Source organism: Desulfothermus okinawensis JCM 13304 (assembly GCF_054654515.1).
The window spans coordinates 1-16673 of record NZ_BAAIEW010000039.1 but is presented as its reverse complement, the minus strand read 5'-3'; the positions used below and the strand labels follow the sequence as shown (position 1 = coordinate 16673).

Genomic DNA, 16673 nt, shown 5'->3' with positions numbered 1-16673 from the left:
TTCCACTGTATACATAAAGACCTACATCTAGGTGGGTATTTAATTCTGTGTCATATCCAATTATAGATGAGCTCTTTACTTGAGACTTTTGCATTAGATAATCAAATAAAAGTCTTGTACCAGAACCCTGGTTTCTGTTTATAAAACGAACATTTTGCTTAGTTAAATCTTTTACTTCTTTTATTTGAAAGGGATTTCCTTTTCTAACAAGAAATCCTTGTTCCCTATATGCCAGATTTACAACTACCACAGGTGTGTCATTTAAATATTTTTTAATAAAAGGTAGATTATACTTTCCACTTTTTGGTTCAAAAAGATGTGTTGCTGCAATAGTTGCTTTGTTTGAAGAAAGGGATATAAGACCTTTTGCACTCCCAATACTTGCATAAAAAATTAATATATCTGGAAAATACTTTTTCGTAAAAATGGATATTAAATAGCTAAGGAAAGGATCATTGCTTCCAGCAATATAAATATCCTGCTTAGTCTTTACGCTTCTTTTTAGCCACTGATCAATCATTTCTTTTGGAAAAAGCCATTTTCCTGCAACCCTGGTTGCAGGAATAGCGCCCTCCTTTACCAGTTGATAAACTTTTTTTTCATTTATTTTCAGGTAGTTTGCAACTTCCTTGGTGGTAAATAATATGGACATCTAAAGTTCCTATACCATTAAGACTTTATTTTTGTCTGGCCAACTTTTCCTGAATTAGATTTTTTACTTTTTCACTATCAAGAGCAGTTTTAATATGTAGCCTTTCTCCATCTAAAACCATATTGGTGGAGGATTTAAAATTATATTTTTTTGCCTCTTCTGAATCCATAGTATATATCTTTAAATCCAGTTTGTCCTTAAATATATCCTTCATTTCCTTGGCTATTCCTATAGCCATTTTACATGTCCTTCACGCTGGATTCCCACTGTGAAATACCTCTAATTTGATCATAACAACCTCCAAATTTATATTTAATTTGATGGTTAAATTTAGAAAATTATTAACTAACAATTAATAAGATGGATAAAAATTGTCAATATAGCAGTTAGTAATTATTTTTTTAGAAAAAAATTACTTTTAATATAAAAAACTAACAAAAAATCTTGACATAGTAGAATAAAAATTATTAAACAAAGTCTTATAAAAAAATTATTGGATATTATATTCTATGATATCAATTAGATATAAAATTTTAATGAGTTATTTTATTTTTCTTTTTATCAGTTCTAATGTGTTTTGTTATACAATAAATACTAAAAATCGCCAAAAATTACATTTTTGGTCTATTTTTAAAATTTAGATATGAATATCAAAATAATTTTAACTTAAAGTCTTAATAAAGTTTCCTAAAAAATTTTTTTGAAAAAATTTATAGAAGGTAACTAGTATGTTAAAAAAAATAAAAAGATTATTTTTTGTTTTTCTATTTCTTATTTTCATTTCTCCTAATTTGGTTTACGCCAGAGATAAGATTATTTTAAAGGTCTTTCATGCTGGCAGCTTATCTGTGCCATTTGCAAAAATGGAACAAGAATTTGAAAGAAAATATCCCTATATTGATGTAAGGCGGGAGATAAGTGGAAGTGTGAAGGCAATAAGAAAAATTACAGAAATACATAAACCTTGTGATGTAATTGCAGTTGCCGATTATTCATTAATTCCTCAAATGTTATTTGGAAAATATACAGATTATGTGAAACTCTTTGCAAGAAATGAATTAGTTTTATGTTATACATCAAGATCGCTTTATTCAAAAAAAATAAATAAAAATAATTGGTATATAATATTAAATAAGGAAAAAGTTAAATGGGGATTTTCAAATCCTAATGATGATCCATGCGGATATAGAACGGTCTTATCTCTTGGTTTAGCATCTATTTATTATAAAAATAAAGGAATATTAAATAATCTTTTAACTAAGAATACAAATATTAAGATTAAACAAGCTAAATATGGAGTACATTTTTTTGCACCACTTGATATAAAGACAAGAAGAAAAAAACTTTTTATAAGACATAAGTCAGTGGGACTATTGGGTCTACTTGAAAGTGGTGCTATTGATTATTGTTTTGAATATAAGAGTGTAGCCAAGCAACATGGACTTATGTATATAAATCTGCCTCCTGATATTAATCTTGGAAATATTCATTATATAAAATTTTATAAGAAAGCAAAAATAACTCTATTTAACAAAAAGGAAGTTGAGGGAAAGCCAATTGTATATGGAATTAGTGTGTTAAAAGATTCAAAGCACCCTAAGGAGGCAAAGCTATTTGAAGATTTTGTTACAGGTTATAGGGGAAAAGAAATTCTTTTAAAATATAGTCAAACACCTATTTATCCAGCAAAGGTTATTTCAGCAAATCCTTTAAGATGTCAAAAGTGTAAGGCAATATATTTTAGTCCAAACAGATTGAGATTGGCTACAGGTAGTTCTGGAGAGCTTGGCCTTTTAAAGGTTCTTTCACAAGAATTTACAATAAAAAATCCAGTATCAATCTGTTGGATAAAACCAGATTCAGGTAATGCACTTAAATTGTTGCAAGATAGACAGGTTGATCTGGTTTTGGTTCATGCACCAGAGTGTGAAAAAAAAGCAGTTTTAGCAGGATGGGCGTCAAAGAGGACATTGATTGGGTCATATGTTTAAAAATCTTTTTAGAAAATCAGTATGTATTTTGAGTATATTGACATTATTTTTTATAATTTCTCCTATTATTCACATTTTTATAAAAATATCAGCAAAATCTTTAATTTCCACACTTATAGATAAATCAGTGTGGTCTTCAATTTTCTTATCAATAGGTTGTGCTCTATCATCCACAATTTTGGGCTGTATAATGGGTATACCTCTAGCCTATTTATTGAGTAAAAATAAATTATTAAAGGCAAACTCCCTTGTAGAAGGTATTATAAACCTTCCTGTTGCAATACCCCATGTTGCAGTTGGTATAGCTTTGCTTTCCCTATTTAATGACAGGACTCTTCTGGGATCCTTTTTTAATAAATTGCATATTTCCTTTGTGGACACAGCATATGGAATTATAATAGCCATGTTATTTGTGAGTTTGTCTTTTATAATATCATCCTCTTTAAGTGGATTTGATAGTATTGAACCGGAGATGGAAATGGTTGCCCGGACCCTTGGGGCATCTCGTAGCTATACCTTTTTTCACATAACCTTTCCTCTAGCCTTTCCTTCAATTTTAAGGGGCGCAATTTTAGCCTTTGCCAGAAGCATTAGTGAGGTTGGAGCCATTTTGATTATTGCATATTATCCAAAAACAGCACCAATTCTTATGTATGAAAGGTTTGAAGAATATGGATTAAAATCAGCCAGACCGGTTACAGTGATTGTAATTTTGGTGTGTGTGGCTATTTTTTCTATGTTAATGTATTTTAGTAAAAAATATGCTAGACGTCAGTATTTTTAATAAATACACGGACAATTTTTGTCTAAAGGTCAGGTTTAGTGTAGGGAAAGATAGTTATAATATATTTCTTGGACCCAGTGGATCTGGAAAAAGTCTTACTTTAAAGGCTATATCTGGATTTGAGAAGATAAATAAAGGCTATGTGAAGTTGGAAGAAAGAGATATAACTAATCTCCCTCCAGAGAAGAGAAATATAGTTTATCTACCGCAAAATCTTGGCCTTTTCCCACACATGAAAGTTAAAGATCAGATTATTTTTCCTTATAAAGCGAGAAAAATTCCAGTTGATCTTCCTTTTATTTCTACAATAACAAAGGAGTTTAAAATTGATCATATTATGGATCGCTATACCAGGGAGCTCAGTGGCGGTGAATCTCAGAGGGTTGCACTTGCACGTTGCATTGTAACAAAGCCACAGGTATTACTTTTAGATGAGCCTTTAACTGGTCTTGATTTTCATCTGAAGATGAAATTAATGGCTTTTTTAAAAGAAATAAAAAAGAGTTTTTCCCTCACAATTATCCATGTAACCCACGATCCAATAGAGGCATTTTACCTGGGAGAAAATATATTTGTTATTGAAAATGGTAGATTAGAATTTACTGGCATTCCTGAGAATCTTTGGAATAATAGGAATGCGCTTTTTATCAAAGGTATTAAAGATCAGCTAAAGGAGTTTAGTAATATTATTCATTCCTTTCTATAAAATAAGCCAGATATTCCTGATTGCCTTTGGGTCCTTTAATTTTTGATGGAACGATTCCAGCAAGTCTGAAGTTAAATTTAGTTTTTACAAAATTGGTTATTTTATCTATGGCCTTTTGCTGCAAATTAACATCCCTGACAACTCCTTTTCCAACCTCTTTTTTGTTTAGTTCAAATTGTGGTTTTATAAGACATATTAACTCTCCTCTATCTTTTAAGAATTGAACTGAAGGGGGAATCACTTTAGTTAAGGAGATAAAGGAACAATCTATGGTTACAATATCAACTTTCTCTCCAATAATATTGGTATCTATATATCTAATGTTAGTTTTTTCAAGGTTTACTACCCTTGGATCTGTCCTGAGTTTATAGTGGAGCTGGCCATACCCCACGTCAACTGCATACACCTTTTTTGCACCGTGTTGAAGGGCACAGTCAGTAAAACCTCCAGAGGAGGCTCCCACATCTAAGACGATTTTGTCATTAAACTCTATTTTGAATTCCTCTATGGCAGTAAGCAGTTTTATGCCTCCCCTGCTGACAAATCTCTCTGTATCTTTTAGAACGATTTTTTCATCTACATCAATTAATTGCCCTGGCTTTTTTATTGGTTCCAGGTAGTTTTTTTTATAAATAAATGCCAGAGATGCCATGATAATCCTTTTGGCTTTTTCTCTACTTTCTACTAGTCCTTTTTCAACTAATAGCTGATCAGCCCTTGATTTATTTTTTTTACCCATACTTGAAATTTTTATTGCTCTAGGTTAGATAAGTTGCATACAATGAGAAGCCAGATATGATGAACCTTCTGATACCAGTTAATCCATAACCACACGAGGGTAAAGTGTTTTTTGAAAAAATTTTTGTGTTGAATTTTTCCAGAGATAACTTATTGTATTTTTAATAAATAACAAGTTTAAAAATTTTAAAAAAGGAGGAAGGCAAGATGGCTGTAAAGATAGGTCTGAATGGTTTTGGTAGGATAGGCCGTTATGTAACAAGGCTCCTTGCAAATGATCCAGATGTGGAGATAGTTGCAGTAAATGCCCGTGCGGATAACAATACCCTGGCCCATCTATTAAAGTATGATTCAGTTCATAGGAAATTTGATGGTGAAGTTATTCCAAATGATGAAGGTTTTTTGTTAAATGGTAAACAGGTTAAGGTCACCAGAAAAGGGCCTGGTGAATGGGAATGGGGTGATCTTGGAGTTGATATTGTACTTGAGACCACTGGAAAGTTCAGGGATAGGGAGTCTTGTGAAAAACACCTTGCATGTGGCGCAAAAAAGGTCCTTATTGGAGCTCCAGGAAAAAATTCTGATATCACCATTGTAATGGGGGTTAATGATTCCAGCCTAAAGCCAGAACACAACATAATTTCCAATGCCTCCTGTACAACTAACTGTATGGCACCACCAACTAAAGTAATCCACGAAAATTTCTCTATTGTTCGTGGCCTTATGACCACTGTGCATTCTTATACAATGAGCCAGAGGATTTTGGATGGTTCCCACAAGGATTTAAGGCGTGCAAGGGCTGCGGCAATGTCCATGATTCCCACAACAACTGGCGCAGCAAAGGCAGTTACAGAAGTTATCCCTGATCTAAAGGGAAAGTTAAATGGCATGGCTATTAGGGTTCCCACTCCCAATGTGTCTTTAGTGGATTTGACAGTTGAATTGGAAAAAGAGGTAAGTAGGGAAGATGTAAATAATGCTCTTAAAAGCGCCTCTCAAGGTGAACTCAAAGGTATAATGGACTATACAGAAATTCCCCTGGTTTCTGTAGATTATGTGTCTACATCCTATGCAGGTATAGTAGATGGGTTGCTCACTGAGGTCATAGGGGGGAAGCTCGCTAAGTTGATTATTTGGTATGACAATGAATCTGGCTTTTCAAATCAGCTTGTAAGACTCACCAAAAAAGTAGCTTCCATGTTATAAAGAAAGATTTCAAACAGTTAATTATAAGGGCAGGGGTTCCTGCCCTTTTTATTTTTTTGCTGGAGGAAAACAAAAATGGATTTTGTGCACCTACATTGCCACACAGAATATTCCCTCTTAGACGGAGCCATAAGGATAAAAGACCTGTGTGAGAGGGCAGTAGAATTTGGTATGGACACAGTGACAATAACTGACCACGGGGCAATGTTTGGATGTCTGGAATTTTATCTTACTGCAAAAAAATATGGCTTAAAACCCATTATAGGATGCGAAGTCTATGTTGCTCCAGAACACAGGACAAAGAAGGATGGCAGGTCCAGTGGTGAGATAGGTTATCACCTGGTGCTCTTGGCCAAAAACGAGACAGGTTATCATAACTTAATCAAATTGGTGAGTCTGGGATTTTTAGAAGGGTTTTACTATAAGCCCAGGATAGATTTTGAATTACTTCAAAAATACAATGAGGGTTTAATAGCCCTTTCAGCCTGCCTTAAGGGAGAAGTCCCCTATGTGCTCATGAGAGACGGAATAGATGAAGCTATCTCTGTTGCAAAAAAATATTCTCAAATATTTCCTTCCAGATTTTATTTAGAGCTCATGGCAAATGGTCTCGATGAACAAAAGGAGCTAAATGAAAGATTAATAGAGCTATCAAAAGCAACTAACCTGCCTTTAGTTGCAACTAATGACTGTCACTATTTAACTAAAGAAGATGCCCATGCTCACGATATTTTGCTGTGCATCCAGACCAATTCATGTTTTAATGATGCAAAAAGAATGCGTTTTGGTTCCATGGAATTATATTTTAAGTCTCCTGATGAAATGGCAAAAGATTTTTCTCATGTTCCCGACGCCCTTGAAAATACCCTGAAAATTGCCAGAGAATGTAAGGTGGAGCTTCAGCTTGGTGACCACCATTTTCCTGTCTATGAGCCTCCAGATGGTAGGAGCCTGGAAGAAGAGTTTAAGCGGTTGGCGAGGGAGGGGTTAAAAGAGAGGTTAAATGCCATTAAGTATCCTGTTAATGAAAAAAAATATTTTGATCGTCTAGAGACTGAGATAGATGTTATTTGTAAAAAGGGTTTTCCTGGATATTTTTTGATTGTTCAGGACTTTATCACCTGGGCAAAGTCAAAGGGTATACCAGTTGGTCCTGGGCGAGGATCTGCTGCTGGTTCCCTTGTTGCCTATGCGCTCAAGATTACAAATTTAGATCCCATAAGGTATAATCTTCTTTTTGAAAGGTTTTTAAATGTTGAAAGAGAGAGTTTACCTGATATTGATGTGGATTTTTGCTATAATAGAAGGGAAGAAGTTATAAAGTATGTAACAAAAAAATACGGAAAAACCAATGTGGCCCAGATAACCACCTTTGGTACCATGAAGGCAAAGGCAGTTGTCAGGGATGTTGGCAGGGCCCTTGGACTCAGCTATCAGGAAACAGACAAAATAGCGAAACTTATTCCAAATGAACTTAAAATGACCATTGATAAGGCCCTGGAGAGTGAGCCTGAGCTAAAAAAAATGGCAGAAGAAGACCCAAAAGTAAAGGAGCTTATAGAGGTATCAAGACGTCTTGAGGGACTTTGTAGACACGCATCTACCCACGCTGCAGGGATAGTGATTTCTGATAAGCCCATGATGGAATATTTACCACTATATCTGGGGAAAAAGGGTGAAGTGGTCACCCAGTATGATATGAAGATGGTGGAAAAGGTGGGGCTTATTAAATTTGATTTTTTGGGGCTTAAGACCTTAACAGTACTCAGTGATGCAGTTAGGTTTGTCAAAGAAAATAGGGAAGACAATGTAGTTTTAGAAGAAATTCCCCTGGATGACCAAAAGACCTTTGAACTCCTTTGCAGGGGGGAGACAGATGGGGTGTTTCAGCTAGAGAGCTCTGGAATGCGAGATGTATTAATAAGACTTAAGCCTTCTTGTTTTGAAGATTTAATAGCATTGCTGGCCCTTTATAGACCTGGTCCCCTGGATAGTGGTATGGTGGATGATTTTATAGAGAGGAAACATGGCCGGGTTGAGGTAACCTATCCCCATCCCAAATTGGAGCCAATATTAAAAGAAACCTATGGTGTAATATTGTACCAAGAGCAGGTAATGAGGATTGCCTCTGACCTTGCAAACTATACCCTTGGAGATGGTGATATCCTGAGGCGGGCAATGGGAAAGAAAATACCAGAGGTCATGGCAGAGCAGAGGACAAAATTTTTAAAAGGTGCAAAAGAAAATGGGGTGGACGAGGATACAGCTAATTATATATTTGATTTAATGGAAAAATTTGCAGGATATGGATTTAATAAGTCCCACAGTGCTGCCTATGCACTGATCTCTTATCAAACCGCATACATGAAGGCCCACTATCCAGTGGAGTTCATGGCAGCCCTGCTCACTTCTGAGGTTGGGAATCCAGATAAGGTAATAACACACATAAATGCATGTAGGGACATGGGAATCCAGGTCCTGAAACCAGACATAAACAAAAGTTCTGAATATTTTTCAGTCCAGGAAGACGCCATATTATTTGGACTGTGTGCAATCAAAAATGTGGGGATTAATGCGGTCAAGGAGATCATAGCTGAACGTAAGAGAAACGGACCTTATAAGTCTCTATGGGATTTCTGCAGTAGGGTATCTTTGAGAAAAATTACCAAAAGGGTCTTGGAATATTTGATAAAAAGTGGTGCCTTTGATGGATTTGGTCATAGTAGAAGGGGCATGTTTGATAGTCTAGACAAAATAGTTGGTAAAGCCCAAAAAAAGGCCAGGAGAAAAAAAAGGCCAAACATTTTAGAACCAACCCTTTTGGAATACACCAAGGGTGTATCAAGGGATATAATGGAAGAAGAAGAGAGGTTTTCTGATCTAAATATACATGAGTGGGAAGAGGATGAGAAATTGAGGTATGAAAAAGAGGCCCTGGGATTTTACGTATCTTCTCATCCCTTACTCAAATATAAAAATAAAATTAGACTGTTGGATATAACTTCAATTAAGAGGTGTATGGAACTTACCAGTGGTAGTGAAACAAATATTGCAATAATAATTACCTCAATTAAAGAGAAGCTCACCAAAAAAGGTGATAAGATGGCCTTTTGTCAGGTAGAAGACCTGTCTGGTATCGCTGAAATGGTTCTATTTCCAGATATGTTTAAGAAGATAAAAAGGTATTTGGAAAGCGATACTCCCCTTTTTTGCAGGGTGAAAACCGACTTAAAGGAAATTGAGCAAACAGCATCAGATGGAGAAGGAAATTACAAGAAAATTAATTTTGTTTGCCTGGATGCAGAACTATTGGAACAGATAAAAGTAGGAGATGATAAACCCTTTGTAATTGAAGTTGAAAAAAATTCATTAACCAATAAAAATCTTATGATTTTAAAACAGATAATTAAGAATAATCCTGGTACAAATCCAGTCCATTTAAGGGTGTTACTTAAAGACTCTATCTGTGAAATAAGGCTCGGTCCAGAATTTTGTGTTGCATTAACGGAAAAATTTGATAAGGAAATTAGCCATTGGAAAGACAAAACACGGTTTATCCCTTGAACAGGAGAGATTTTATATGAAAAAAAATCCAATTTATAAGCTAAAGGTATCATCCCATTTTAGTTCTTCCCATCAACTAAGGAATTATAAAGGAAAGTGTGAGAATCTCCATGGCCACAATTTTATTGTGGAAGTAATTGTTAGGGGCAGTATGTTGGACAAGAAGGTGGAATACTTAATAGATTTTAAGATATTAAAAAAATTATTGAATGAAATTGTTGATCCCTTAGATCATATCCATTTGAACAATTACCCTCCTTTTGATAAGATAAATCCATCCTCTGAAAACCTTGCAATGTACATTTATAAAGAGATGGCAAAAAAACTTGAGCCATTTGAGAATGTGGAGATAGAACAGGTGGGTGTTGCAGAAAATACAGGATCCTGGGCCTACTTTATGGAAATGGAAGAATAGATATGAAAATAGTAATACAGCGGGTTAAATTTGCAGAAGTCATGGTTGAGAACAGATGTGTGTCTAGGATTGAAAAAGGCCTCTTTCTGTTAGTGGGATTTTCAAATAAGGATAAAGAGGTGAGAAACTCCCCGGTGTGGAACAAAATTGTAAAAAAAATTCCAGATCTTAGGATTTTTCCAGATGAACAGGGTAGATTTAATCTAGGTTTACTGGATATAGACGGAGAAATATTGGTAGTTTCTCAGTTTACCCTATACGGTGATATGAGAAAAGGTAAAAGACCCTCTTTTATAGATGCAGCTTCTTATAAGGAAGCCAGAGAACTGTATGATGCCTTTATAAAGGATTTGGAAAAAATTGTCCCAGGACGGGTTAAACAGGGGATTTTTGGAGAAAATATGGAAATTAATTTGTGTAATTTTGGACCTGTAACCTTAATTTTGGATAGTGATTATATGTAATTATGATAAGTTCTATAAAAATAAAGATACTTTGTTCTAAAAAAGATGAGTTTTTAGATAAAGCATTTAAGAAAGTGTTTTTTGAAAGGGATTCAGTTGAGATTAAATACAGTGAGGACTCAAATACTTTTCTGGAAGATTATTATCTATTAAAACCAGATATAATATTAGTCAATTCATACAAATTTTCCAATGAAGTTATAAATTATATTAGAGACCAGGCAAATGATTCTGATGTATATATATTGGTTATACTGGATGAATCAGAACTGGAAAAAAAGGAAGATCTTTTAAACCAGGGAGCAGATGATTTTTTAATAAGGCCTTTTTTTTGTGGTGAAGAGGAGATAGTTGCAAGGTTAAATGTAGCAAAGAGGCATGTGATACTATATAAGCAATTGACAATTGCATATAATCGTCTATCTAAAGAAATTGATACTGTTAGTATTTTGCAACAAAAACTTCTCCCTAAGTCAGTGGTTAAATTCCCTGGAGTGTTTATTGATTTTTTTTATGAACCCTCAGGGAGGGCCAGTGGTGACTATTTTGATTTTTTTCCAGTGCAGGAAAGTATTTTAAGGACAGTAATAGCTGATGTATCAGGTCATGGGTCAAGGGCAGCCTTTATAATGGCCATGGTAAGGGCACTTGCTAGGATGTCAAAAAAAATTTATATGCCCTTAGATGAGACAGTTAGTATAATAAATAATGAACTAATAGATGTAATAGGAGAAGATATAGATTTTGTCACTCTATTTGCAGCTGATATAGATATTAAAGAAAAAAAATTATCATATATTAATGCAGGTCATTGTCCAGGGATGTTGATAACAAATGAAAATTACATAGAGTTATTGGAGGCAGATTTTAGTGTACTTGGCTTTTTCCCTCAGGAATTTAAGATAAAAGATGTGCCAATAAATAATGCAAGAGGTCTTTTGCTTGTAACTGATGGATATTATGAGTGGAATCTGGACAGGGATAATATTTGGGGATTTGATAATTTTAAAAAATTACTGGCAGAGATCTTTTGCAAGGAAAAGGAATTTTATTTGGATATGCTGGAAGACTATCTTAATAATTGTTTAGAGCTTCCTCCAATGTATAGGGATGATAGAAGTGCATTATGGCTTAAGTTTAAGAATAACAAATTATAAGAGGGGAGAATTGAAATGGAAACTTTGGATTTTAAAGAAGGGGAAAAGTACAATATTATAAAGTATTCAGGAGAGTTGACCCTGGATGTTGTTGAGGAATTGAAAGAAGAAATTATGAAATTTATTGACGAACATGGCAGTGATAAATCTATAGTATTTGACTTATCAGATATTCATTTTATGGACTCCTCTGGCATTGGGTTTTTAGTGCATTTAAACAATGTAAATAAAACAAAGAATGCAAAATTATATTTATTAAATCCATCAGGGGCAGTAAAAAAGACATTATCATTGGTAAATCTTTTGAATTTTTTTGAAATTATTGAAGATGAGGAAGAGCTATATGTGGATATAGATTAACTATGTGTAGAACTTGTTGATTTTCAGTGTCCGATTGTTAACCAGTTTTACTGGATAAGGTTATTCTCCAATAATTTTGATGAGTACCCTTTTTCTTCTCCCTCCGTCAAATTCTCCGTAAATAATCTTTTCCCAGGGACCGAAATCCATCTTTCCATTTGTTATTGCAATAACCACCTCGCGTCCTATAATCTGTCTTTTTATGTGTGCATCTGCATTGTCTTCTCCCACAGCATGGAGGTATACATTGTGCTTGTATTTTGTCACAGGTTCATGGGGAACTAATTCTTCTAGGAGGTCATCAAAATCCTGATGAAGGCCTGGTTCATCGTCGTTTATAAATACTGAAGATGTAATGTGCATTGCATTTATGAGCATAAGACCTTCCTTTATACCACTTTCCTTAACACATTTTTCCACCTCAGGGGTTATATTTACAAAACCCCTTCTGGTCTTGACATTAAGCCAAAGTTCCTTACGATAACTCTTCATTGCTAGTTCTCCATGAAAAATTGGTTTTTATTTTCTGAAACACTATTTATTTTTTTGACAAGATAACTCAAAATCTATAGATGTTCTACTTCCAAACTTAATTAATAACTTTATACATTTTATTTTAAATGTGCAATATTGCAAATTTAAACCCCCCTAGGAAATATTTTTACTGGAGGATAAAATGAATTTTAAAATGGTTGTTTTGGTAAAACAGGTGCCTGATACCTCAAATATAGTCGAGGATGCCATGAAGCCAGATGGCACAGTGAACAGAGAAGCCCTCCCTGCCATAATTAATCCTGAGGATTTATGTGCCCTGGAAGAGGCCCTAAAAATCAAAGACCAATGTGGTGGTTTTATTACGGTTATATCCATGGGACCTCCAAAGGCTGAGGAAGCTTTGAGATATTGTCTGTATATGGGGGCAGACAGGGCCATACTTTTAAGTGACAGAAAATTTGCAGCCTCAGATACCCTTGCTACCTCATACTCCCTGTTTAAGGCAATAGAAAAATTGGGGAATTTTGATATAGTTTTTTGTGGAAGACAGGCAATTGATGGAGATACTGCACAGGTAGGACCGCAGGTTGCAGAGAAGTTAAACATAAACCAACTAACATATGTTTTTAATATAGTAGAGATAACAAAAGAATTCATTGTGGTAAAAAGGGATATAGGTGATGGTTATGAAATAGCTAAATCTCCACTCCCTGTGCTTCTCACCATCTCATCAAAGGCAAATGTTCCAAGACCACCTTCTGTAAAAAGGGCAATGGCCTATAAGGCTTTAAGGGCCACAAAGGAAAATGGTGATGGATTAATCCTTTTGTGGGATCATGAATCTATAGGAGCAGATCCCAATTTGTGCGGACTCAAGGGCTCAAAAACAAGGGTCAAAAAAGTTGAGAATGTGGTGCTCAAGACATTTGATAGGAAGGAGGTTGAGCCAACTTATGAAGCCATATCAAAGCTCCTTAAAGACCTAATAGAAGACCATATAATTGGTTAGGAGGAATAGATGGAAAAAAATGTAATGGTTTTTCTGGAATATAAAAAAGGTAAACTCCAGGATGTGAGTATTGAACTCCTTTGTAAGGCAAGATCTCTTGCCAAAAATTTAGGCAGTAAGGTCTTGGGATTGGCCATGGGATATAATTTAGAGAAGTTAGCTGAGCTTGGGGAGTATGGAGCTGACAGGGTGATTTACGCATCCCATGAAGAGTTATATTTATATAGAAGCATTCCATTTGCAAAGGCAGTTATTTCTGCAATTTCACATTATAAACCCTATATAGTTTTATTTGGTGCCACTCCCATTGGAAGGGACCTTGCCCCTAGGGTGGCATCTAACTTACGTGTTGGTTTAACTGCTGATTGCACTGAATTAAAGATTGGAGAATATAAGGCAGGAAATAAAGTTTATAAAGACCAACTCCTTCAAATAAGGCCTGCATGGGGCGGAAATATAATAGCCACAATTGTATCTCCAGAGTCCATACCTTCCATGGCCACTGTGAGGGAAGGGGTTCTTGCTATTGATAACGTTCATTCAGGAAAAAAAGCAGATATAGAAGAATTTTCAGTAGATTTTGTGGGGTCAGATCTTGTAACTGAAATAATTGAACAAAAAATAGAACAGAGAGATGTAAACCTTAAAGGAGCTAAGATCGTAATAGGTGCAGGCATGGGGGCTGCTGATGAAGGGTCAATGGAGTTGATTTTTGAATTGGCCAAGCTACTTAAGGCAGAGGTTGGTGGTTCCAGACCCCTTATTGATGCAGGTTTTTTAAGTCCAGATAGGCAAATTGGTCAGACAGGGGTTACAATTAGGCCAAATTTATACATAGCTTGTGGAATTTCAGGTCAAATTCAGCACCTAGCCGGTATCATGAACTCAAAGAGGATTTTAGCCATAAATAAAGACAAGGATGCACCTATCTTTCAAGCGGCTCATTATAGCATTGTTGGTGATCTAAAGGATGTACTACCAATGATGATTAAAGGATATAAAGAGGTATTAAAGGGTGTTTAATTTCAGAGGAGGTTTTAGCTGTGCCTAATTTTTTTAAAGATAACAGTGACATATTATTTTTGCTTGACAATATAGACATCTCGAGGATTGTCCTGCTGAAGGAAAAGGATTTTAAGGAAAAGGATGTATATGACTATGCCCCATCAAGTGTGGAGGATGCAATAGACAATTATAAAATAGCCCTTGATATATTGGGAGATATATGTGGAAATACTATCGCTACTCTGGCAAGGGATGTGGATTTAGAGGGGGCAAGATTTGAAAATGGAGAAGTGCATTATGCAAAGGGCACCAAAGAGGCACTTGAGAGGCTAAAACAGGCAGATTTTATGGGATTTACTATACCGAGAAAATATGGAGGTCTAAACTTCCCAAAGACTATTTATTCCCTGGCCATTGAAATGGTATCAAGGGCAGATGCATCCCTTATGAACCTGTTTGGACTTCAAGAGATATCAGAAACAATATATAGATTTGGGACAGAAGAACAAAAACAGAGGTATTTACCCAGGTTTTGCTCAGGTGATTATACAGGCGCAATGGCCCTGACAGAACCAGATGCAGGCTCTGACCTTCAGGCTGTATCACTAAAGGCAGCTCCAGGAGATGATGGTATATGGTATTTAGATGGGGTAAAGAGGTTTATCACCAATGGATGTGGGGACATAATACTGGTGCTTGCACGCTCAGAGCCGGGGGTTAAAGGTGCCAGGGGGCTCTCCCTTTTTATCTATAAAAAGGATGAACACATAAAGATTAGGAGAATAGAAGAAAAATTGGGCATACATGGCTCTCCAACCTGTGAGATAATGTTTACATCAGCTCCAGCAGAACTCTTGGGAGAGAGAAAATTAGGACTTATAAAATACACCTTTTCTCTTATGAATGGTGCAAGGCTGGCAGTTGCAGCTCAGGCAGTGGGGATAGCAGAAGCTGCTTATAGAATGGCTTATGAGTATGCCATGAGTAGGGTGCAATTTGGATCACCTATAATTGAGTTTCCCCAGGTTTATGAAATGCTTATTAATATGAAAGTGGACATAGAGGCAGCAAGAAGGCTTGTTTATTTTACCTCCAACATAGTTGATATAAAGGAATTATTGGAAGAAGAAATCACAACATCTAGGGACAAAAGCTTAAAGAAAGAGTTTAAGACTTATTCAAAATATGCATCTTTTCTCACTCCAATGTCAAAGATATTGGCAACTGAGATGGCAAATAGGGTAGCTTATGACGCTATACAGGTTCATGGTGGTGTTGGCTATACCAGGGATTTTGAGGTGGAGAGGGTGTACAGGGATGCGAGGATTACAAATATCTACGAGGGAACTACACAACTTCAAGTGAACGCAGCCATTGGCGGGGTTATAACTGGAGGGGTTAATACTCTTGGAGATGAACTCCTTGGTCAAATAAAGGATTCAAACTTAAAGGATGGGGTTTTGGAATTAAAGGAATATCTTGATAATTGTATAAAATATATAAAACAAATTGGGGATCCGCAGTTCCAAAACTACCACGCACGGAGGTTGGTAGAGCTTGGAATATTTTTAATTACTTCCTGTCTACTGGCTGTGGATGCTTCTAAGGACTTAAGAAAACAAAAGGTAGCAGAGATATTTTTAAATAGATCTATGGCAAAGGCAGAAGAATATAAAAAATACATCTTGTCAACTCCCCCATCAGTAGTTAATTTTAAAAATGAGATTTTAAGTGAGTAAACAAAAACTCTTTTTGGGGGGAGATATATGCTTGAGTTTTTTAAAAAAGCCATTTTTGCGGGCCTTGGTAGTGTGGTTATAACCAAGAAAAAAGTATCAGAGGTTATGAAGAGATTACAGGAAGAAGGTAAGATTAGTGCTAAGGAAGCAGAAAATTTGACAAAAGAAATAATCGAAGTAGGAGAAAAAGAGTTTGAAACCTATAAGGAAGAGATAAATAATGCGCTAAAAAACTCTGTTAAGTCATTGGGTCTGGTGAAAAAAGAGGATTTGGCTAAAGCCATGGAAAAGATTTCTAAATTAGAAGATAGGATTGCTAAACTGGAAAATACCCTCTCTAAATGAATAGTATAAGGGATAAGGACAGATTGCCCTTATCCCTTAGTTT

The 16673-nt window shown here is 35.5% G+C and carries 17 protein-coding genes; 13 read left to right on the top strand and 4 right to left on the bottom strand.

Annotation, left to right across the window (positions count from 1 at the left end):
* Both ACYQ0O_RS12435 and tsoX read right to left on the bottom strand, forming a co-directional pair.
* A partial coding sequence (locus ACYQ0O_RS12435; protein WP_459893556.1) for a substrate-binding domain-containing protein occupies nt 1-652 on the bottom strand: 652 nt, incomplete at its 3' end.
* 25 nt (nt 653-677) lie between these two features.
* The gene (tsoX, locus tag ACYQ0O_RS12430) at nt 678-890 is read right to left on the bottom strand and encodes an HSGNPxU motif (seleno)protein TsoX (protein ID WP_487247196.1); all 213 of its coding nucleotides are present in this window, start codon (nt 888-890) and stop codon (nt 678-680) included.
* Nucleotides 891-1380: 490 nt separating this feature from the next.
* Here tsoX and wtpA point away from each other — a divergent pair, with 490 nt between their 5' ends.
* From wtpA to ACYQ0O_RS12415, 3 genes are read left to right on the top strand one after another with little or no spacing between them, the layout of a single operon-like run.
* Nucleotides 1381-2643, top strand: a complete 1263-nt coding sequence (gene wtpA / locus ACYQ0O_RS12425) for a tungstate ABC transporter substrate-binding protein WtpA (RefSeq protein ID WP_459893551.1) — start codon at nt 1381-1383, stop codon at nt 2641-2643.
* Entirely contained in the window at nt 2636-3427 is a 792-nt protein-coding gene (locus ACYQ0O_RS12420; protein WP_459893549.1) for an ABC transporter permease subunit, read from the top strand. The genes wtpA and ACYQ0O_RS12420 overlap by 8 nt, the downstream gene beginning before the upstream one ends.
* A complete protein-coding gene (locus ACYQ0O_RS12415) occupies nt 3405-4133 on the top strand; it encodes an ABC transporter ATP-binding protein (protein WP_459893547.1) in 729 nt (242 codons plus the stop codon). Before ACYQ0O_RS12420 ends, ACYQ0O_RS12415 begins: the two co-directional genes overlap by 23 nt.
* Here the strand turns inward: ACYQ0O_RS12415 and ACYQ0O_RS12410 are convergent.
* A complete protein-coding gene (locus tag ACYQ0O_RS12410; RefSeq protein WP_459893545.1) occupies nt 4114-4872 on the bottom strand; it encodes a TlyA family RNA methyltransferase in 759 nt (252 codons plus the stop codon). The genes ACYQ0O_RS12415 and ACYQ0O_RS12410 overlap by 20 nt on opposite strands.
* A 206-nt stretch (nt 4873-5078) precedes the next feature.
* Between ACYQ0O_RS12410 and gap the strand changes: the two genes are divergently transcribed.
* From gap to ACYQ0O_RS12380, 6 genes are all read left to right on the top strand, one after another.
* Entirely contained in the window at nt 5079-6077 is a 999-nt protein-coding gene (gene gap, locus ACYQ0O_RS12405) for a type I glyceraldehyde-3-phosphate dehydrogenase (RefSeq protein ID WP_459893543.1), read from the top strand.
* A 75-nt stretch (nt 6078-6152) separates the two neighbouring features.
* Nucleotides 6153-9641 carry a DNA polymerase III subunit alpha gene (gene dnaE, locus ACYQ0O_RS12400; protein WP_459893541.1) on the top strand — a complete coding sequence of 1163 codons (3489 nt, stop codon included), beginning with the start codon at nt 6153-6155 and terminating at the stop codon, nt 9639-9641.
* A gap of 16 nt (nt 9642-9657) precedes the next feature.
* Entirely contained in the window at nt 9658-10056 is a 399-nt protein-coding gene (gene queD, locus ACYQ0O_RS12395; RefSeq protein ID WP_459893539.1) for a 6-carboxytetrahydropterin synthase QueD, read from the top strand.
* Between the two features lie 2 nt (nt 10057-10058).
* Nucleotides 10059-10520 carry a D-aminoacyl-tRNA deacylase gene (gene dtd, locus ACYQ0O_RS12390; protein ID WP_459893537.1) on the top strand — a complete coding sequence of 154 codons (462 nt, stop codon included), beginning with the start codon at nt 10059-10061 and terminating at the stop codon, nt 10518-10520.
* A gap of 2 nt (nt 10521-10522) precedes the next feature.
* Entirely contained in the window at nt 10523-11677 is a 1155-nt protein-coding gene (locus ACYQ0O_RS12385) for a SpoIIE family protein phosphatase (RefSeq protein WP_459893535.1), read from the top strand.
* 15 nt (nt 11678-11692) lie between these two features.
* Nucleotides 11693-12037, top strand: coding sequence for an STAS domain-containing protein (locus ACYQ0O_RS12380; protein WP_459893533.1), 345 nt, complete (start codon nt 11693-11695; stop codon nt 12035-12037).
* A 60-nt stretch (nt 12038-12097) separates the two neighbouring features.
* Here the strand turns inward: ACYQ0O_RS12380 and ACYQ0O_RS12375 are convergent, their stop codons facing one another.
* Complete coding sequence (locus ACYQ0O_RS12375; RefSeq protein WP_075069985.1) at nt 12098-12529, bottom strand: secondary thiamine-phosphate synthase enzyme YjbQ; 432 nt, start codon at nt 12527-12529, stop codon at nt 12098-12100.
* 184 nt (nt 12530-12713) lie between these two features.
* Here ACYQ0O_RS12375 and ACYQ0O_RS12370 point away from each other — a divergent pair, with 184 nt between their 5' ends.
* The 4 genes from ACYQ0O_RS12370 to ACYQ0O_RS12355 are packed head-to-tail and all read left to right on the top strand — an operon-like array spanning nt 12714 to nt 16630.
* Nucleotides 12714-13541 (top strand): electron transfer flavoprotein subunit beta/FixA family protein, encoded by an 828-nt coding sequence (locus tag ACYQ0O_RS12370; RefSeq protein ID WP_459893530.1) that lies wholly within the window; start codon nt 12714-12716, stop codon nt 13539-13541.
* 9 nt (nt 13542-13550) lie between these two features.
* Nucleotides 13551-14564 carry an electron transfer flavoprotein subunit alpha/FixB family protein gene (locus tag ACYQ0O_RS12365; RefSeq protein ID WP_459893528.1) on the top strand — a complete coding sequence of 338 codons (1014 nt, stop codon included), beginning with the start codon at nt 13551-13553 and terminating at the stop codon, nt 14562-14564.
* A 20-nt stretch (nt 14565-14584) separates the two neighbouring features.
* Nucleotides 14585-16285 (top strand): acyl-CoA dehydrogenase family protein, encoded by a 1701-nt coding sequence (locus tag ACYQ0O_RS12360; protein WP_459893526.1) that lies wholly within the window; start codon nt 14585-14587, stop codon nt 16283-16285.
* A 27-nt stretch (nt 16286-16312) separates the two neighbouring features.
* Nucleotides 16313-16630, top strand: coding sequence for a phasin family protein (locus ACYQ0O_RS12355; protein WP_459893524.1), 318 nt, complete (start codon nt 16313-16315; stop codon nt 16628-16630).
* The last annotated feature ends 43 nt before the right edge of the window (nt 16631-16673 follow it).